The sequence below is a fragment of the Inquilinus sp. Marseille-Q2685 genome (assembly GCF_916619195.1).
Lineage (GTDB): Bacteria > Pseudomonadota > Alphaproteobacteria > DSM-16000 > Inquilinaceae > Inquilinus.
Genome location: NZ_CAKAKL010000003.1, coordinates 293,992 through 312,221, shown reverse-complemented (window position 1 = coordinate 312,221; position 18,230 = coordinate 293,992). Strand labels below are relative to the sequence as shown.

The following is an 18,230-nucleotide window of genomic DNA, read 5'->3' as shown; positions in this document are numbered from 1 at the left end:
GGAGGAGAACCGACCGAGGAGCGCAACGCGTCTGGAAATAGCAACGAACACAAGGAGAAGAACATGAGGAGGCAAGCTTCAGTGACACGCCTGGCCACAGCGCTGGCCGCGGGCGTGGTCGCACTCCTGGCGACGACGGCTCCGGCCTCGGCGCAATCGGTCGTCAACAAGATCAGGGATCGTGGCTACGTCGTCTGCAGCGGGAGCCAGGGCGTGCCCGGACTCTCGCGCCCCGACGAGCAAGGGGTGTGGCGGGGCTTCGATACCGATATCTGCCGGGCCTTCGCGGTCGCCATCCTCGGCGACAAGGAGAAGATCCGGTTCGTGCCCCTCAACGCGGCGCAGCGGCTCCCGGCCCTGCAAACGGGCGAGATCGACATCCTGTCGCGCACCTCGACCATCACCTATACGCGCGACGCGGCCGTGCGCTTCGTCGCGATCACCCTCTACGACAATGACGGGCTGCTCGTCCGCAAGGCCTCGAACATCAAGGAGAAGAAGGAGCTCGACGGTCTGACCGTCTGCCTGCAGGGCGGCGGCAGCCTGACCGAGAAGGCCGTGCTCGAGACCGAGGCGGAGTTCGGCATCGAGATGAAGAAGGTCTATTTCGATTCGACGATCCAGGCGCGCGATGCGTATTTCGCCGGGCGGTGCGACTCCTACATCACAGACGGCACGGCCGCGGCCGGACAGCGTGCGACCGTTGCCAAGGATCCAGGCGAGCACGAAATCATCGTCATGGGTCACGGCTCGGAGCCGAACGGCGTCGCCATCGCCTACGGCGACGACAAGCTCTTCAGCATCGTGCGCTGGACGTTCAATGCGCTGCTCTGGGCGGAGAGCAAGGGCATCACCCAAGCCAACATTGACGAGAAGCTGAATTCCGAGGATCCCGAAATCGAGCGTGTCCTCGGCCGGGAGCCTGGATTCGGCCAGCCGATCGGCCTCGACGACAAATGGGCGTACAACGTCATCAAGCAGCTCGGCAATTATGCGGAGATCTGGGATCGCAATCTCGGCGCGAACAGTCCGCTGAAGGTTCCGCGCGGCATGAATGCCCTCTACCGCGACGGCGGCGTCAACTTCCCGTTCCCGTGGGATTGATCTCCGCCGCCGTGGGCGGGGCAGCGTTGGCCGCCCCCGCCTTGCCGCACCGAGTCTGAGAAGCGAGGAGCCATGCTGAGGGATCAACGGATCCGGGCGCGTCTGATCCAGGGGCTGCTGCTGGCGGCCGCCGCGGCGGTCGTCCTGCTGCTCGTGGAGACCACGACGGCCAATCTGCGGGCCCGCGGCATCCCGATCGGCTTGGAGTTCCTGCCGCTGCCGTCCCGGTTCGTCATATCCGAGAGCCTTCTTCGCTACCGCTCCCAGGATCCGTACTACTGGGCGATCATTGTCGGCTTGGCCAACAGCGTCTTCATTTCGGCCCTCGTCGTCGTGCTGTCCACGATGCTCGGCCTTCTGGTGGGCATCGGCAGGCTCAGCTCGAACCCTCTCGTATCCGGCACCTGCCGGCTCTGGGTGGAGGTCGCCCGCAACACGCCGCCGATCGTGCTGCTGATCTTCCTCTATTCGCTGTGGTGGCGAGTGCTCCCGCCGGTCGATGCAGCGTTCGATCCGGTGCCCGGCGTCTTCCTCTCCATGCGCGGCCTGATGCTGCCGAGCCTGTCGGTGTCAATCCCGGCGATGGTCGCGCTCGTGCTGGCCGGTGCCGCGCTGGCTGCGCTGCTGGCGGCCATGCCTGCCCTGAAGCGATGGCGACGAGCCATGCTTCTGGTCGCGGGTATGGTGGCGATCGGCGCGCTGAGCGTGTCGGACACCTCCGCCGCGGTGGACTGGCCGCGCTTTGAACGCGGCAACTACCGGGGCGGCTTCGAGTTGACGCCCGAGCTCACGACCGTGGTCGTCGGCCTCACCCTCTACACCACCGGCTTCATCGCCGAGATCGTCCGGGCCGGCGTGCTGTCGGTCGGCCGGGGACAGTGGGACGCCGCGCTCGCGCTCGGGCTCCGACGCGGCCAGATCCTGCGCCTGATCGTCATTCCGCAGATGCTCCGGGTGATCATGCCGCCGCTGACCAGCCAGTACATCAACGTCGTGAAGAACAGCACGCTCGCGATCGCCGTCGGCTATCCGGACTTCCTCGCGATCATGGGCACCGTCATCAATAAATCGAGCCATGCCCTCGAAGGGGTGGCGATCATCCTCGCCGGCTACCTCGCCGTGAACCTCACGCTCTCCCTCCTGCTGAACTGGTACAACCGGCGGATCGCCCTGGTGGAGCGCTGAGCGATGACGATGCTCTCCACCCTCGACAACCGATCCGCCTCCGCTCCGGGCCGCCGCTCGCGCCTCGCCGCCTGGGCCAGGCTCCTCTTCGGGACGCCGCTCAATGCCGGCCTGACGATCGCCTTCGGCGCGCTGCTGATCTGGTCCGTCCCTGGCCTCGTCCGATGGGCGATCGTCGACGCCGTGTTCTCGCCGCGAGACCCCGACGCCTGCCGAGCCGCAGTCGGCGCCTGCTGGGGCTTCATCGCAGCCAAGTCCGGCCAGATCTTGTTCGGCATCTACCCGCCCGCCGAGCGGTGGCGGCCGCTCCTCGTCTGCATCGTCATCCTCATCCTCCTCGTCGCATCGGTCTGGCCTCGGCTCTGGGGCCGGCGGCTCGTATATGCCTGGGCGGCGGCTCTCGGGCTGGTGATGGTCCTGATGCTCGGCGGCGTCTTCGGGCTGGCGAGCGTCCCGACATCATCCTGGGGCGGCCTGCCGATCACACTGATCCTGACCGTCGTCGCGATCGGCATCGCCTTCCCGCTCTCGATCGGGCTCGCCCTCGCCCGGCGGTCGCGGATGCCGGCCGTCCATCTCCTCGCGACCCTGCTGATCGAGACGATCCGCGGCCTGCCCCTTCTCAGCCTGCTCTTTGTCGCCTCGATCATGCTGCCGCTGTTCCTGCCGGAGGCCCTTCTGCCGGACAAGTTCGTGCGGGCGCTCGTGGCTCTGACGATCTTCGCGGCCGCTTATCTGGCCGAGGTCGTCCGCGGCGGGCTCCAGGCGATCCCCAAGGGTCAGTTCGAGGCGGCTGAGGCGCTCGGCCTGTCGTTCTGGCAGCGGCAGCGGCTGGTCATCCTCCCCCAGGCGCTGCGGATCGTCATCCCCGCCCTCGCCAACACGATCATCGTGATGATCAAAAACACGAGCCTCGTCCTCGTGGTCGGGCTGTTCGACCTGATCAGCTCGGGCAAGGCGGCACTCGCCGATCCGGCCTGGCCGTCGCCCGCGGCCGAAACCTATCTGTTCATCGGCGCGATCTATTTCGCGCTCGCCTTCGGCTTCGCCCGTTTCGCGGACTTCCTCGAGCGACGCGCCAAGGTCGACCGCTGACTGGCCCGAGACAGATGCGGGCGTCCCTTCGCAGTGCCGGCTGGCGCACACGCCAGATCAGGGATGGATGATCGCGGGCTTGCGTCCTTCCGGGAGGAGCCCATCTGACTCGACGTCGCTGATTCTCATGAAACCCGAGGGTCGACATGAAATCCCGACCCGGCAGAGAGCGCATCTCGGCAGCATGGCTGTCGGCGGCGGCCCTTATGCTCCTCGGTGCCCTGGAGGGCGGGACCGCCGTGGCGCAGCCCGCCGCCACGGCTTATGTTACCAGCGAAAGAGACGGAGCGGTACGCGGCGTTGACACACGCTCGGGCCGGATCGTTCAAGAAATCGAGGTGGGCGGCCGCCCCCACAACCTCGACATGACCCCGGACGGGCTGCTCGTGATCGCCACACAAGGCACCGATACTGTCGCAGTTGTGAATCCGAGAACGAATCCGGCGAAGGTTCGGCGTATTCCGCTCCGTGTCCCTCCGCATGACGTGGCCATCGGTCCGGACGGGCACACCGCTTTCGTCGTAAGCGAACGTGGCCTCCTCGCGCGCCTGGATCCAAGCGGATGGCGTGTCGTTTCGAGGACCGAAGTGAGAGGCAGGCCACACGACGTGACCGTCTCTCGTGGCGCGGCCTGGATCACCGACATCTCGGCTCGTCGCCTGTTCGCCGCCGACGAGGCGGGCGTTCACGAGGTCCCCATTTCGATCGAGGGACATGACCTCGCGGTGCGTCCCGGCTCCAACGAATTGTGGGTCACGCCCTGGCACGGCGAGAGCACGGTGATCGTCGATCTCGACACCCAGCGGGAGATCGCCTCGCTTCGAGCCGGACGCACCCCATCCCACAAGCACCTCGCCTTCACGGCCGACGGGGGCGAGGCCTGGATCACGGAACCGGAAAGCGGCCGCATCTTCGTGGTCGACGCTCGGACGAGACAGGTCGTCGCTGACATCGACCTCAAAGGCAGCCCGCATCACATCCGTCTGGCTGCCGGACGGGCGTATGTGGCGGCCGGTCCTCGGGATCTCGATGTGCTCGACGTCAGGAGCCGGACGATCATTGATCGGGTGCGCGCAGGATCGGAGGTCCACGACGTCGCGCTACAACCCGCGAGGTGAGGACGCGAGGGATCAGAGCCGGCGTTCGCCTCGACACCACCGAGCTTTGCCGGTTCCGAGTCCGACTCTAGGTCTGTACGAGCAGTGCCGTCCCGTACATCACGGCAATTCCTGCGGCGATCCCCGCGACCGCCGTACCGGAGGCGCGGCCCGCCCCCATACCTTGGCGCATGATCAGGAGGCCCACTTCGACGATCACCTGGAGGATTGCGCCGGCGCCGACCGCAAGGGCGAGTGCCGCCCAGTGGGGCGAATAGGCGTAGCTGCCGAACCAGATGCCGAACACCGCCGGAAGGCCGGCGAGGGCAGCCAGGCCGGCAAAGACGGGCCAGCCGGGCCGACGATCGAGCAGCGGTGCGACGATGCCGATGCCCTCGGTGATGTTGTGCAGGGTGAAGCCGAGGACGAGGAAGGAGCCGAGCGCGGCGGCGCCGGTGGCGAAGGCCGATCCGATCGCCAGCCCCTCGCCGAGATTGTGCAGCCCGATGCCGAGCGCGATCGATGCGGCCAAGGCGACGCCGCTCAGGGGATGGCCCTTTCGGCGGCCGATCGTCATCAGGACTGCGAAGGCAACGCCTGCCACCAGCCAAACGAGAACAGGCGCATGCAGTTCGGGAGCCGTTCGGCCGGCCAGTTCGACCGCCTCGCCCATCGTATCGACCAGAAGGAAGGCCAAAAGCCCGATCGTCAGCGCCAGGGCGAAGGTGAAGCCCGAGGCCCCGCCAGTCCGCAGCGCGGGATAGAACAGCATGCCGAGCGCGATCGGCACCACGCCGACAAAGAGCCCGACGAGCCCGAAATTCCGCAGCATGGCGACGGAGGGCTGCGGCGTCGCCACGGCCACATCGATCGTGTGGTCAAAGACTACCCCAGTCCGGGTGACCAGCGTCAGATGGTGCGTCTCCCCCACGACCCACGGATACGGAAGGCGGAGCCAGGCGGTGGAGAGGCGATCGATTGGCCCTGGCGGATCCTGGGTGAAGGTCCAGTAGGCGCCGTCGACCTGGATCTGCGCGATCTCCACGGGCGCCGAGCCTCCGCCTCTAACCAGGAGCGATATGCCGGCCGAGTCGAGGGTCGTCCGCTCGACCGTCACCTGCTCGATCGGCGGCGCTCCCGACGAGAAGCTGCGCAACGGATCGAACGTCAGGAAGGCGGCCGCGACCGCGACAATGAGCAGGAGGGGCAGAAGCGTCCAGGCCACGGCTCGGGTCATGCCCGCACCTCGAAATGGCCCATCCAGCCGAGTTCGGCGAACTCGGACTGGTGGGCGTGGAACATGTAGAGACCCGGCTCATGGTCCTTGAAGCTGAACTCCAGGATGCCGCGCTGCGCCTGGCATTGCATGATCGTGTCGACCATGCGGTGGGTCGGCGTCAGCGTCGTCCCGTGGTCGAAATAGTCGAAGAAGTTCGCGTGCAGATGGAAGGAGTTGATCGGGTCGAACTCGGTGACGTTGACGAGATAGATTCTGACCGGCCGCGCCCGTTCGACCGGAATCGGCTGCTTCGCGTAGGCGTGCGCGATCGTGTTGACCGCATAGACCTCGTTCTCGTCGTCGAAATTCGTGTCGAAGGCGTTCATGACCATCACGAATTCCTGCCAGGACGCATTCTCCGGCGCTCCAAGCAAGCGGGACCGCGCGGTCTCCGCCTGGTCGGGATGGCGGGCCGGGTCGGGATCGATGACGAAGGCGCCGTACATGCCCTTATGGATATGCCGCCGGAGCGGAACGAAATGGCAATGGTAGAGGTGACAGCCGAAGGGAAAGGCATCGAACTCGTAGACGAACTCGTCGCCCGGTCCGGCGACGCCGGCGCCTGGAACCCCGTCCATCCGGGCCGAATGGATACCGTGGAAATGCATCGTGTGCGGATGGCTCCCGAGATTCCGGAACCGGATGCGAACCCGGTCGCCCTCGGTCACCCGCAGCGATGGACCCGGCACGCGGCCGTTGTAGGTCCAGGCCGGGAACATGATCCCGGGCGCGATCTCGATCTCTTTGTCCTCCGCCGTGATCTCGAACTCGCGGATCGCGCGGCCGGACGCGTCCCGGCTCACGGCCCCTGTCTCCCAGTCGGTGAGAAGCAGCTGGGGATCGAAGCCGTTCGCGGCGCCGTCGACCTCCCCCACCGTGGTCATGCCGCCGTGCGCGGCGTGGCTGGCTGGTCCGTCCGGCATTGCCGGATCCGTGGCGTGCCCCACATGCTGTTGGGCCCGAGCGTCGCCGACGCCCATCTGTGCAAGCGCCGTCCCACCGGCCATGACCCCGCCGGCCAGGAGACCGCGACGGGTGATGGTGTTCCACAGGTCCATCCGGGCATCTCCAATGACGCTCGGGGCGAAGCAATTAGCGCTTACACCACTTTCGTCAGAATGCCTCAGATTTTAGCACAGGCTAAATTTATCACCAGAGCCTTGAGCGCTGAACCAGCGGCAAAGCCGTAGACCCGGGATTGCGATACCGATGCGGCTGCTCGGGCACTGGCCGGCGATATCACTGTTGCTCGCCGGCCCGCTTCGGAAGACTCGGTGCAAGCTGTCGCGCCCGCTTGTCCAGCTCGGTGAGATTCCGCGCGGTTTCGGCCAGCCCGACATGGCTGAAGACATGCGGGAAGTTGCCGAGCTGCCGACGGCCCTGCACATCGTATTGCTCGGCGAGAAGACCGACGTCGTTTCTAAGATCGAGCATCCGCTCGAACAGCCGGCGTGCCTCGCGCCGCCGTCCCAGAAGGACAAGATTGTCCGCGAGCCAGAAAGTGCAGGCGACAAATGCACCCTCCCCGCGCGGCAGGCCGTCGTCTGCCGCTGCCGGGTCGTACCGGAGCACCAGACCATCCGCCATCAGATCTCGCTCGACCGCCTCGACGGTACTGCGCACGCGCGGATCCCTGGCCGGAAGAAATCCGACGAGCGGAATGAGAAGGCAGCTCGCGTCAAGCTCCCTGCCGCCGTAGCACCGGACAAAGGCGCCGGTCCGGGGATCGAATCCGTTGCGGCAAACGTCGGCGTGGATCTCGTTGCGCAGCGACTGCCAACGGTCGAGCGGTCCGTCGAGACGGAATTCGACGGTGCTGCGAATCATGCGGTCGACGGCAACCCAGGCCATGACCTTCGAATGCGTAAAGTGACGGCGCCCGCCCCGGACCTCCCACACCCCCTCGTCCGGCTCGCTCCAGATCGCCTCCAAATGGCCGACGAGTGCGCGTTGCAATGCCCAACTCGTCTCGTCTGCGGCGAGACCACCCGTTCGCGCCTGATACAGGGCATCCATGACTTCGCCGAACACGTCCAGCTGCAGCTGGTGATGCGCTGCATTGCCGATGCGCACCGGCCGCGAGCCTTCATATCCGGGCAGCCATGAGAGCTCCAGCTCGGTCAGGCGCCGCTCTCCATTGAGCCCATACAAGGACTGGATCTTGGTCGGGCCCGCGGCAACGGCGCGCAGGAGCCAATCCCGCCACGCCTTGGCCTCGTCGAAGTAGCCTGCGTTCATCAGGGAGAGGAGCGCGAACGTGGCATCGCGCAGCCAGCAGAATCGGTAGTCCCAGTTCCGGACGCCGCCGATCCGCTCCGGCAGCGAGGTCGTAGGGGCGGCCACGATACCGCCGGTCGGTGCAAACGTCAGCGCCTTGAGAACGATGTGGGAGCGTACGACGATCTCGGCCCACGGCCCTTCATACCGGCAGCGCTCCGCCCAGCTCCGCCAGAACTCCTCCGTCTGACGAAGCGAGGCATCCGGATCGATGGGCGACGGCAATGGCAGGTGCGAGCGCGAGTAGGTCAATGTGAATGGCACCGTCTCGCCCTCCTCGATGGAGAACGTCGCGACGGTCCTGAGATCCTCGCCCTTGATCGGCGCCGTCGTTCGCAGCGTCAGCATGTCAGGCCCCGCAATAGCGCGCAGGCTGCCGTCTTCCATCCGCGTCACCCATGGCACGACGGCACCGTAGCCGAGGCGCATCACCAGCTCCGATCGCATGGCGACCTTGCCGCGCCGACAGGTCGCGAGACGGACCAGATGCGGATGGCCGGCGGAAATGTGCATGAAATCGATCAGGGTGACCGAACCTTCTTCGGTCTCGAAATCGGTCTCCAGGATGAGCGTCTTGTCCCGATACCGACGTCGGATCCGAGCCGGAGGATCTGCCGGGCTTATCAGCCATCGGCCGTGCTCCGGGCCGCCGAGCAGCGCCGCGAAGCATGCGTCCGAGTCGAAGTGCGGCCAGCAGAGCCAGTCGACGGAGCCGTCACGCGCCACAAGGGCTGCGCTTCTGCAGTCGCCGATCAGTGCATAGTCTTCAATGCGAGCGGGCATCGTCTTCAAGGCTCCGACCCGGCGCCGCGATTGAACCGTCGGCTGTCGCCGATCGGAAACGGCTCAGCCCGTCAACGACGGCGTGAATAACGCCACGGCCAGGAGGACCGCAGCGGCGGCAATCGCAATGGCTCCGCGCACGAGGCTTGGGTTCAACGTGACAGCTCGGCTGCGGGCGCGATCGTCGAAGCGGCCATGTGTCGCGTGAGCCTCCGGAGCGGACCGGAAAAGATTGTCGGGCCGACTCTGATCGTGCGGCTCGGACGAGAGCTGGCCGTCATAGCCTCCGCGGGCCAGCAGCCTGTCAAGCAATCTCGGGGCGATCATGGCGCCCAGGATCGCCTTCACACTAGGCCATCCCACCCACAGCTCCCGCGGTGTCCGCTGGCTGGCACGAAAGATCGCTTCCGCGACGGTTTCCGGCTGATGGATCGGCGGCACCGGCTGCGGCCGCCGTCGCATCTTGTTGCGAGCCCAGCCGAACTGGGGCGTGTTCACGGCAGGCAGCTGGACCATCGTGATGCGAACATCGCTTCGGTCGTGCAGCAGTTCGCTCCTCAGCGCGTCGGTGAATCCGCGGATCGCGAACTTCGCTCCGCAATAGGCGGACTGCAGCGGAATCGCCCGATAGGCCAGGGCCGACCCCACCTGAACGATCGTCCTGACATCGTGCTTCAGCGCCGCCATCGTCCCGAAGACGCATCCGAGGTAGGTCACCTCCGTGACCCTCCGGAACTCATCCGGCGAGATGTCCGCAACCGGCGAGAACGTCGTCACCATGGCATTATTGATCCAGACGTTGATCCCGCCCCACTGCCGGGCGATACGATCGGCCGCCTCGAAGACGCTCTTCGCATCGGCGACGTCGGCCGAAATGGTGAGCGCCTTGCCGCCCGCCCGCTCGACCTCCTGCCCTGCGCCCTCGAGCCCCTGCATTCCGCGCGCGATCAGCGCCACGTTCCAGCGCCGGCGCGCGAAGGCCACCGCCGTGGCCCGCCCGACTCCAGCCGATGCGCCGGTGATGACGACGACGCCTGGAGGGTGCTCGTTCATGGTCCGCCGGTCCTCGGACCGTTGCCTCCGCAAGTCGTTCGCGAGCGCCTGTCCGGGACCACGGCGGTCGTCCTGCTGATGGCGGACAGCGGGGGCTCCATGCTAACGCTCCCTGGTTCAGACAACGAACCGATCCCAGCTGCCGTAGTGCTCACGGCTGCGCGGGCCGCGCGGCAGGCTGAGCGCGATCAGGATCAGCCCGGCCGCGACCCCTGCCCCGGCAGCGACGGCCCCGCCGCCTGCGAGCAGCCATGGCGCCGCAACCAGCCAGACCCCGAACAGGACATTGATGAAACGCAACGCGCGGCCGACCTCGGCCATCGCCATCACCGCGACCGTGAAGACGAGCGCGCCGACGTGGTGATCGCTGTCGGCCAGCGGAGGCACGGTGCCGAAGACGAGCCGGCTGAACATCAGCCAGACGCCCAGGAGCGCGCTGGCGGCGAGCGTCCACGGGATCGTCACGCCCCGGGCCGCGGAACTCGCCATGCCCGACCATGCCGCTCCGAAATCCGGCTTCTCGTCGGTGCCGCTGCCTGGCGACGCGGCGCCCATGAAGAAGGTGCGGAGGATCGATTCTCCCCGGCGGTAGCTTTGACCGAGGAACTGGCCCATGGCCACCAGCTCGTCGAGTGCATAGGGAATCATGACGACCATCGCGAGCGCCGCGAGCAGGCACAGCGAGCAGTAGGTGCCGATCTCGATCGGCTGGATGATGATGAAGTAGATGCTCACGACCCCGAGCGGCACGACCACGATGATGAACATCGTGACCATCCAGGGCATGGTGCGCCAGCGCCGTCGGTCGCCCATGACGCCCATCAGGATCTCGAAGACGTAGGTCACGGCGCCCAGCCCGCCATCCGGGATCGGCCATGCCTTGGAGACGTCCGAGGTGATGATGGTCTCGGTGCCGTTGAGCCCGGCGCTGCCGGCAAAGAACGGCTCGATGATCCGGTCCACATGGCCCATCTGATAGGCCGCGAGGTAGCGCGCGATGAAAAAGCCCACCACCGCGAGCGCGATGATCGGCAGACGCTGCAGATAGGTGGACGGGCAGTAGCTCCAGCCGATCGGCACGTCGGACCCATCCATCATTCCTTCGTGGCTCATGCCCGGCATCATGGGAACGAGGATGGCGAAGGTGATCACCAGCGCACCGACCAGCGTGTCGTTGATGTAGACCGCAGCGCTCGGAGACCAGAAGACGAGCGGCGCGAACAGGAGCCATATTCCGACGACGGTGTTGGCCCATTGCGCCCAGGAGAAGCGCGGCGAGAGCGACAAGGTGCCGAACAGCGTGATGAGCGCGCCGCTGGCGACGTCGCTCCAAACAAGGATGCCGTTGCGCATCGCGGGATCCCACAGCCCGCGCTCCTGAGTGACGCGCAAGACCGCGTCGGGAAAGACCTCCTGGCCGAACGTCCCGAAGACGAAGGGCGTGGTGACGAGCCACAGTCCGAAGAAGATGTTGAGAAAATGCACCCACAGCATTCCGAAGTGCATCTTCCGCATCTCTGCGGTGTGCCCGCGCATCATCTTTCGATGCTCGAGCGGGCTCATCGCCTCCTGCTCGTCCCCCGCCGGAAGGCGATCCGCGGCGACCTGGGCGGGATCGAGCCTGTTGGCGCGATACCAGCCGGCGGGGTCCGACTTGAGTGTGGCCGTGATCTTCGGAAGTGTGTCTCGAAGCGAATGCTTCGGCTCCCAGCCGAGAAGCGCGCGAGCCCGGGAGAGGTCGAGTTCGTAGTGGTCGTCCGCGAAGTCCACCATCCACGGCTTGACGAACGGCTCCTCGTCCAGCACGTCGTTCTCCAGCCAGGCACCGGTCTTGGCCAGGAACTTCGGGATTTCGCGGGTCTCCCATTCTTCCGAGTGGAGCAGCCGTCCAACGAGCCGCTGCACTTCGTCATAGCTGAGCGTCTCCGGCTCGCCGATCAGTAGTGGCGTACGTCTCGGCAGCTCGCTCCGCTTTTCGATCAGTCGAACGAGCGCGTCCGTCACGTCGTCCAGATGAACGAATGCCTGGCCGCGGCGGATATCTCCCGGATACAATTGGCTCAACAGTTGCCGCTCGTAGATGCGCGCGATCTGCTGCGACAGGAACGCCGAACGGCCATGGTCGTCATAGACTCCGGCGAGCCGGAGCAGGACCGTCGGAATGCGGTTGTGGCCGCGAATGAGCGCCTCGGTCTCGACCTTCGACTGGGGGTACGGCCAACGCGGATCGACCGGGGAGTCTTCGTTGATCCTTTGCCCGGGATCGGTCGGCGCATGCACGAGCATCGTGCTCGAGAAGATGAACTGCTCGACCTGGAATCGCTCGAGCTGCTCCAGGAGCCGTTCGGTGCCGCGCACGGTGATTTGCTCGTATAGCGGACTGGGCTCGCCCGACAGATCGTAATAGGCGGCGAGATGAACCACCGAAGCGATCCGGTCGCCATAGGCGATGCGGACGCGCTCGAACGCGGCCTCGATCGCCTCCTCGCTGGTCAGATCGATGCAGACACACTCCGCAGCCGGGGGAGGCGTCCGATTGGCGATCTTGTCGAATCCGACCAGCCGGTAACGTCCGGCAAGCCTGTTGACGAGCGCCGCGCCGATGAAGCCGCTGCTTCCCGTGATGATGACCGTTTCGGCGGGCGGCATCCATAGCTCCTTTCACCCATGGCTCAGCTATGCCCGGCCCTGCTCATCAGTCGCCCTCCACAATCACAGGAGATCCGCCGTCTCCTTCGGAAGTGACATGAGGATCCTGCTAGGGCACTCACAATGTCGTGAGCGTGAATGGGCGCTTGGAGAGAAGAACAAGGGGCGTCGACCTGACGTTCCGCGGCCCGAGCCTTTGGCCGACAAGGGACTATCGTCGCTCATGCTGGAGACATTTCACCTGATCACAGTGTTCCTGACCCTGACACAGGCCGTGCGGCTGCGCCTCATTACCTGCGAGCGTCCGATATCAGGCGAGGGGCTTCCCCGTTTATGGGATAGGTGCTTCTCATGATCGCGCCGGTCACCGGCGCCGCGTTCCGTTCGGCGTCCGAAAGTCCGTATGTCTCCTTCGTGCTTCGCGGCTCGTCGACGATCGTCGGGAACAGGAGCGCGATGTTCCCGTCATATCCGATGCCTGATGCCCGTCCGAAGCAGTCCTCGCGCATGAACTCGCGATCGCCGGATGCGGAACTCGGCTGATCTCCGTGCGGTTGCCCGTCCAGCGGACACGAGGAATCGCATGATCGAACAGCCAATCGACTATTTCCTGATTGCCTGGTTCGTGCTCGCCCTGCTGTCGACGGCCTATGTCGCCTGGGATCAGTTCCGGAACAATCCGGAGCCGGTCGTCATGCGCTGGGGCTTCATTCTCGTCACCCTCTACATGGGACCGTTCGGCCTGCTGCTGTATGTGCTGGCCGACAAGGAACCGCGGCCGGGCACCCATGAGGAGTTCACGGCGCCGCTCTGGAAGCAGGGCATCGGCTCGACGATCCACTGCGTAGCCGGCGATGCGACCGGGATCATTCTGGCAGCCGCAGTGACGGCCGTCCTCGGCCTGCCGATGGGGATCGATCTCGTCATCGAATATGCCGCGGGCTTCGCGTTCGGCCTCTTCATCTTCCAGTCGCTGTTCATGAAGGAGATGATGGGCGGCACGTATTGGGAGAACGTGCGGAAGACCTTCCTGCCCGAATTCATCAGCATGAACGCCATGATGGCCGGCATGGGGCCGGTCATGGCCTTCCTGATGATGGGCCGGGACATGCGCGCCATGGAGCCGACGGAGCTCCTGTTCTGGGGGGTGATGTCGCTCGGCGTGATGGCGGGCTTTGCGCTCGCCTATCCGTTCAACGTCTGGATGGTGGCCAAGGACCTGAAGCATGGGCTGATGACCGACCGCAAGCCGGGCACCCGGTTCCACCAGGCGCGCCCGGCAAATCCGGGTGCCAAAGACCATCGCGAGCGTCACGGCGGTGGGGCCGCGGCTCATGGCGAGCAGCACGCGCATCATGGAGCGGCTCAGCACGGTGGCGGAGAACGCCGTCATGGATCGGACCTTCCTCCCGCCAGGGCCCCGACCGGGCCGCAGGTCGCGGCCATGGCCGGCGTCACCTTCCTGATGCTGCTGACCGGCCTCGTCACCCCGGCCTTCTCCGTCAATCTCGGGCTGAGCGCGCGCGACGTGGGCGGCGTCATCATGCCGCCGGGCATGATCATGGATTTCAACACGCCGGGCGAGACGATGCGCGACATGGCTGCAATCCGGCCCGGCCTCGTCAGCTATGAGGCCCCGCCCACGGCCCGCGGCGACCAGCCGCTCAAGCCCCGCATCGAGAACGGCGCCAAGGTGTTCGACCTTGAGGCCTCCGTCATTCGCTGGAACATCCTGGGCGGCGAGACGGTCGAGGCCTATGCCTACAACCGCCAGGTTCCTGGCCCTCGCCTCGCCCTCACGCAGGGCGACCGGGTGCGGATCAACTTCACCAACCGCCTGCCGGAATCGACGACGGTCCATTGGCATGGGCTGGTCGTCCCGAACCAGATGGACGGGCCGGCAGAGATCACGCAAGCACCCGTGCCGCCCGGCGGCCGCTACACCTACGAATTCGAGGTCGGCCAATCCGGCACCTATTTCTACCACACCCATGACCACGCCGACCGTCAGCAGGCCCTGGGGCTTTACGGCGCCCTAGTGATCGCGCCACGCGATCCGGCCGCCGAACCCCGCGCCGACCGTGAGTACACGATTCTGCTGCAGGAATGGCTGAAGCGGAGATGGCTCACCTATCCGGCGATGCTCATGGAGGGCGGCCTGCCGAACTTCTTCACGATCAACGGCAAGGCCTATCCCGCGACCGACACGATCCGGATGAAGGTCGGCGAGACCGTGAAGCTGCGCTTTATCGGATCCAATAACAATTTCGTGCACCCGATGCATGTCCATGGCGGCCCCTTCGAGGTGGTCGCCATCGACGGAGAAACCCTAACGGAGAGCGCGCGCTATCTTGCCGACACCGTAAATGTCGGCCCCGGACAGCGGTTCGACGTGATCTGGACCGCGCGTCGGCCGGGCAAATGGCTGATCCACTGCCACATCCCCCATCATACGACGAACAACAACGTCGAGGAGGCAGGCGGCGGCGGGCTGACGATGATCCTCGACGTCGAGGCCTGACTGCGGGCCGACGTCACCGGCTTCTGAAGGCGTGGGTGGCATCGGGGGTGCCGAGCTGCCCACCTGTGGCAACGGCCGGCTCGGCCCGAACCGGCTGCCGGGCGCTCCAAAATGACGATCTCTTCGGCAGCGCGGCTCTTCGCGTAGACAGCGGTGCCAGCCGAGGCGTGTGCCGGATCGCGCTGATCAATCCGCGGCGCCCTCCCGCTTCCGAGCCGTCATGAGCCGCACCCGTCCAAGCAGCAGGGATCAATTCGGAAAAGGTGGCGGCGCCAGATATCGGCTTCGTCGCGCTCGTCTCGGTCGGTCTCCGAGAACTGCGGCCGGCGATGAGACGGTGGTGATCGGCCTGATCCGCGAGCAGCCGCCCGCGCGCATCGGGCGCGGATCGGTTTGTCAGAAGCGGTCGTTTCCTTCGATCCGAAGATTGTTGATCTTGGTTTTGCCCAGGACCTTCAGGAGCAGGTTCCGGCATGCCCGCAACCCAGGGTAGAGGAGATGCGACAGTGCCCTGGACCGAAAGACATAGTGGCTCAGCTTGTTGAACAAGCCCGATCGATTGCTGAGAAGCGCGAGCGTGTGGATCGCCTCGCTGCCGTAGTAGAGCTGTCCGCCCTTTCTGACGACCATCCCTTGGTCGATGTCGAGCCCTGCCTTGGTGATCTCCTCCATCACCGGGGTCAAGTCGCGCGCATTGACGAGCCGCAGCCTGCCCGCGGTCGGTTGAATCCGCACCCACTGACAGTATGTGTCGCAGGCTGGACACTCCCAGTCGTACACCAGGAGGATCTCGTCGGAGGCGTCCGCGGAACGGTGCCCATTTTCGCCGGGACCATGGCCGGACTGACGAGCAGCGGTCGTGTTCACAAGGCACCTCTCTTCCTGGGTCCAAGTGCATGCCGCGGGCAGGCCGAAGGGGCACCGGCGGCACCGCGAGGATGACTGCGTCGGTGACGCCGGTCAGCCCGCCAGGGAAGGACATGCCGCCTGCCCAGATCGCCACGGCCGGCAGCGGGTCCGCCGGACATTCTCCGAGACTGTAGCATGGGACGCTGCAGAGCCGGTCGCCTGGGATCGCGGCATTTCGGCTCGCACTGTTGCCGCCTGGACCGCGGGTTCGTTCTCCTTGTCTCAAGCGTTCTGCACCGACGGAACGATGCAGCTCGAGCTGGAGTTTCTATCGAGATTGGCAGTTCACGCGGAGATCGGTCATCGCCCATCACACCCATACCTCTGGCACCGGCAGCACCGCTGCACTGCACGGCCATCCGCTGCACCCGATGCTGGTCGGCTTTCCCATAGCGCTCTTCATCGGAGCGTTCGTGACCGACCTTGCCTATCTGGCTGCAGGCGATGCCTTTTGGGCGCGGGCCTCCTTCTGGTTGCTTGTTGGCGGGCTCGCAATGGGTTTGGGCGCAGCGCTCCCAGGCGCCATTGATCTGCTGACGATCAAGCACGCGCGCAGCTGGAGATTGGCCTGGATGCACGGTCTGCTGAACATCGGCGTTCTGCTTCTGGCCCTCGCGAACATGGTGTTACGGTGGGAAGATATGGCGGGAGCCGTGCTACCTTACGGCCTGCCGCTCTCCGCGGTGTCGGTTGCCCTGCTTGCCGTCACCGGCTGGCTCGGTGGCGAAATGGTCTTCCAGCACGGGGTCGGCGTTTCCAGATCCGTCGGCGCTTCCGGCAACAAGCTTCATGAACATGCGCCCGCCGTACCGTCACGAAATGACGCTGGTCATCATCACGAACAGGATGGCCGTAAGCAACCGCCCGAGAGATAAGATCGCTTACCCTCGCCCGAAGCATGAGACCTTCGCTGCTTGGGATGTGATCTTAATGATCCTGAACCTGAACCGAAGCATGTCCGTTGGCATGATTCGCAGCCGACCTGGATAGTGCGGCGCTGACTTGCGCTGGTCCCGCGTATTTCTGAACATCGCGACGCGTCCCTCCGCTCTCGGAGCGGCCCGTTGTCACCTGCGCTTCGCGCCGAGCGACGCCTCCCGGGTCGAGCGCTGGTGCGTCCTCTTGAGCGAATGGCGGATCCGGCATCGCGTTTGCCGCAGCGTCAAGGACCCGGAGCGGCGATCACCGGCTCATCGCCGAGCACAAGCCATGCCGCGACTCTTCGTCCGGAATCCGCGGATGCCATCATCCGGTCGATCGCACGATTTCGCCGAATGAGCCTCGACAATCCCTGGCGCTCGACAAGCGAACCTGCAGTTCAGGACACGAGAGCGTCAACGGCGAGCTCATTGCGCGTCTCGATGTCGATTCTACGTTGAGGCAGGATGACGAACCCCATCTCAGAAGGAATTTGACATCCGTTACATTCCGTAACAGGGAAGAAATTCTGCAATTACATTCGCCAGTTACGCATTTTCTCACAAGCCACGGCAGAGATGTCTGCTCACTGCATTCTGCTATCTGAAGAATGTTCGTGCGAGAGCATCGAGCCAAGTCCTGCCCACCAGCATGATGAGGAATACTTCCCATGAAGGCACAGACGGCTCTTGTCGCGTTCGTATCTCTTGTCGCCGGGATGGCAGCGGCTCCGGCTTCGGCGCAGATGCCCGCGCGCGACATCGTCGAGAAGGTTCGTGTACTGTCGCATGACAGTCGCTGCTCAACCGAAGTCGCAAAGCTGCTGACGTCGCTCGGGATTTCAGCCGACACCCTGGCGGACATCGACTCCACACCCAATGCGAGCGCCCGTCGCCCTTCCACCCAGCTCTGGATCAAGCGTTCCGACAGCCCCGGAAGGATCGTCGCCACCTTCGGCGCTGACTGCCAGGCGACGCAGGTCTACGGGCGGGACGGAGCCGCGCTGACAATGGGAGAAGACGTCGCTGCCAGACCTGAGTGAGCAGGCTCCCGGCGGGTATCGGCACATCTCGGCGCCCGATCTTCCGGACGCCTTCGGAGGCCCTGTTACACTCTGTAACAGGGCAGACATGTTCCGCTTACGCATTCCCGCTATCCCAGGTGGTCCGCCCGCTCGGAGGAGGACATCGAGTTGAGCCGCCGGAGCTGAGACGGTCTGGGGACGACCTGCGATGAACCCCTATGGCCGAGAACGTATCCGACCACAGTCATCCATGTCGTTGCGGGATGTAGAAATCTACGCTGTCACATAGGAGATTCATTCATGGCTAGATCCAACGGAGATGCGCCCGGGATTGGA

General features: G+C 65.3%; 14 protein-coding genes. 8 read left to right on the top strand and 6 right to left on the bottom strand.

Features of this window, described 5'->3' with window-relative positions; genetic code table 11:
* The first annotated feature begins 81 nt into the window (after window positions 1-81).
* From LG391_RS19275 to LG391_RS19260, 4 genes are all read left to right on the top strand, one after another.
* Window positions 82-1,104 carry a transporter substrate-binding domain-containing protein gene (locus tag LG391_RS19275; protein WP_225769657.1) on the top strand — a complete coding sequence of 341 codons (1,023 nt, stop codon included), beginning with the start codon at window positions 82-84 and terminating at the stop codon, window positions 1,102-1,104.
* Between the two features lie 72 nt (window positions 1,105-1,176).
* On the top strand, window positions 1,177-2,289 hold the full coding sequence (locus LG391_RS19270; protein ID WP_225769656.1) for an amino acid ABC transporter permease: 1,113 nt from the start codon (window positions 1,177-1,179) through the stop codon (window positions 2,287-2,289).
* Between the two features lie 3 nt (window positions 2,290-2,292).
* Window positions 2,293-3,384, top strand: a complete 1,092-nt coding sequence (locus tag LG391_RS19265) for an amino acid ABC transporter permease (protein WP_225769655.1) — start codon at window positions 2,293-2,295, stop codon at window positions 3,382-3,384.
* 146 nt (window positions 3,385-3,530) lie between these two features.
* Window positions 3,531-4,502, top strand: coding sequence for a hypothetical protein (locus LG391_RS19260; RefSeq protein WP_225769654.1), 972 nt, complete (start codon window positions 3,531-3,533; stop codon window positions 4,500-4,502).
* Between the two features lie 67 nt (window positions 4,503-4,569).
* On the opposite strand, the gene LG391_RS19255 is transcribed toward LG391_RS19260, so the two are convergent.
* The 5 genes from LG391_RS19255 to LG391_RS19235 all read right to left on the bottom strand — a co-directional run bounded on the left by LG391_RS19255 (window position 4,570) and on the right by LG391_RS19235 (window position 12,522).
* A complete protein-coding gene (locus tag LG391_RS19255) occupies window positions 4,570-5,718 on the bottom strand; it encodes a ZIP family metal transporter (protein WP_225769653.1) in 1,149 nt (382 codons plus the stop codon).
* Window positions 5,715-6,818: a multicopper oxidase domain-containing protein gene (locus LG391_RS19250; RefSeq protein ID WP_225769652.1), complete on the bottom strand. Its 1,104-nt coding sequence runs from the start codon at window positions 6,816-6,818 to the stop codon at window positions 5,715-5,717. The genes LG391_RS19255 and LG391_RS19250 overlap by 4 nt, the downstream gene beginning before the upstream one ends.
* Before the next feature lie 181 nt (window positions 6,819-6,999).
* Window positions 7,000-8,820, bottom strand: a complete 1,821-nt coding sequence (locus LG391_RS19245; RefSeq protein WP_225769815.1) for a glycoside hydrolase family 15 protein — start codon at window positions 8,818-8,820, stop codon at window positions 7,000-7,002.
* A gap of 63 nt (window positions 8,821-8,883) precedes the next feature.
* A complete protein-coding gene (locus LG391_RS19240; RefSeq protein WP_225769651.1) occupies window positions 8,884-9,873 on the bottom strand; it encodes an SDR family oxidoreductase in 990 nt (329 codons plus the stop codon).
* Between the two features lie 117 nt (window positions 9,874-9,990).
* On the bottom strand, window positions 9,991-12,522 hold the full coding sequence (locus LG391_RS19235) for an NAD-dependent epimerase/dehydratase family protein (RefSeq protein ID WP_225769650.1): 2,532 nt from the start codon (window positions 12,520-12,522) through the stop codon (window positions 9,991-9,993).
* Between the two features lie 351 nt (window positions 12,523-12,873).
* On the opposite strand from LG391_RS19235, the gene LG391_RS19230 reads away from it, so the two are divergent.
* Both LG391_RS19230 and LG391_RS19225 read left to right on the top strand, forming a co-directional pair.
* Window positions 12,874-13,065 (top strand): hypothetical protein, encoded by a 192-nt coding sequence (locus LG391_RS19230; protein WP_225769649.1) that lies wholly within the window; start codon window positions 12,874-12,876, stop codon window positions 13,063-13,065.
* A 40-nt stretch (window positions 13,066-13,105) separates the two neighbouring features.
* On the top strand, window positions 13,106-15,043 hold the full coding sequence (locus tag LG391_RS19225) for a DUF4396 domain-containing protein (RefSeq protein WP_225769648.1): 1,938 nt from the start codon (window positions 13,106-13,108) through the stop codon (window positions 15,041-15,043).
* 396 nt (window positions 15,044-15,439) lie between these two features.
* Here LG391_RS19225 and LG391_RS19220 read toward each other — a convergent pair whose 3' ends face one another.
* Window positions 15,440-15,910 carry a DCC1-like thiol-disulfide oxidoreductase family protein gene (locus LG391_RS19220; protein ID WP_225769647.1) on the bottom strand — a complete coding sequence of 157 codons (471 nt, stop codon included), beginning with the start codon at window positions 15,908-15,910 and terminating at the stop codon, window positions 15,440-15,442.
* Window positions 15,911-16,140: 230 nt separating this feature from the next.
* On the opposite strand from LG391_RS19220, the gene LG391_RS19215 reads away from it, so the two are divergent.
* A complete protein-coding gene (locus LG391_RS19215) occupies window positions 16,141-16,827 on the top strand; it encodes a DUF2231 domain-containing protein (RefSeq protein WP_308013057.1) in 687 nt (228 codons plus the stop codon).
* A 713-nt stretch (window positions 16,828-17,540) separates the two neighbouring features.
* A complete protein-coding gene (locus tag LG391_RS19210; protein ID WP_225769645.1) occupies window positions 17,541-17,912 on the top strand; it encodes a hypothetical protein in 372 nt (123 codons plus the stop codon).
* Window positions 17,913-18,230 lie beyond the last annotated feature (318 nt).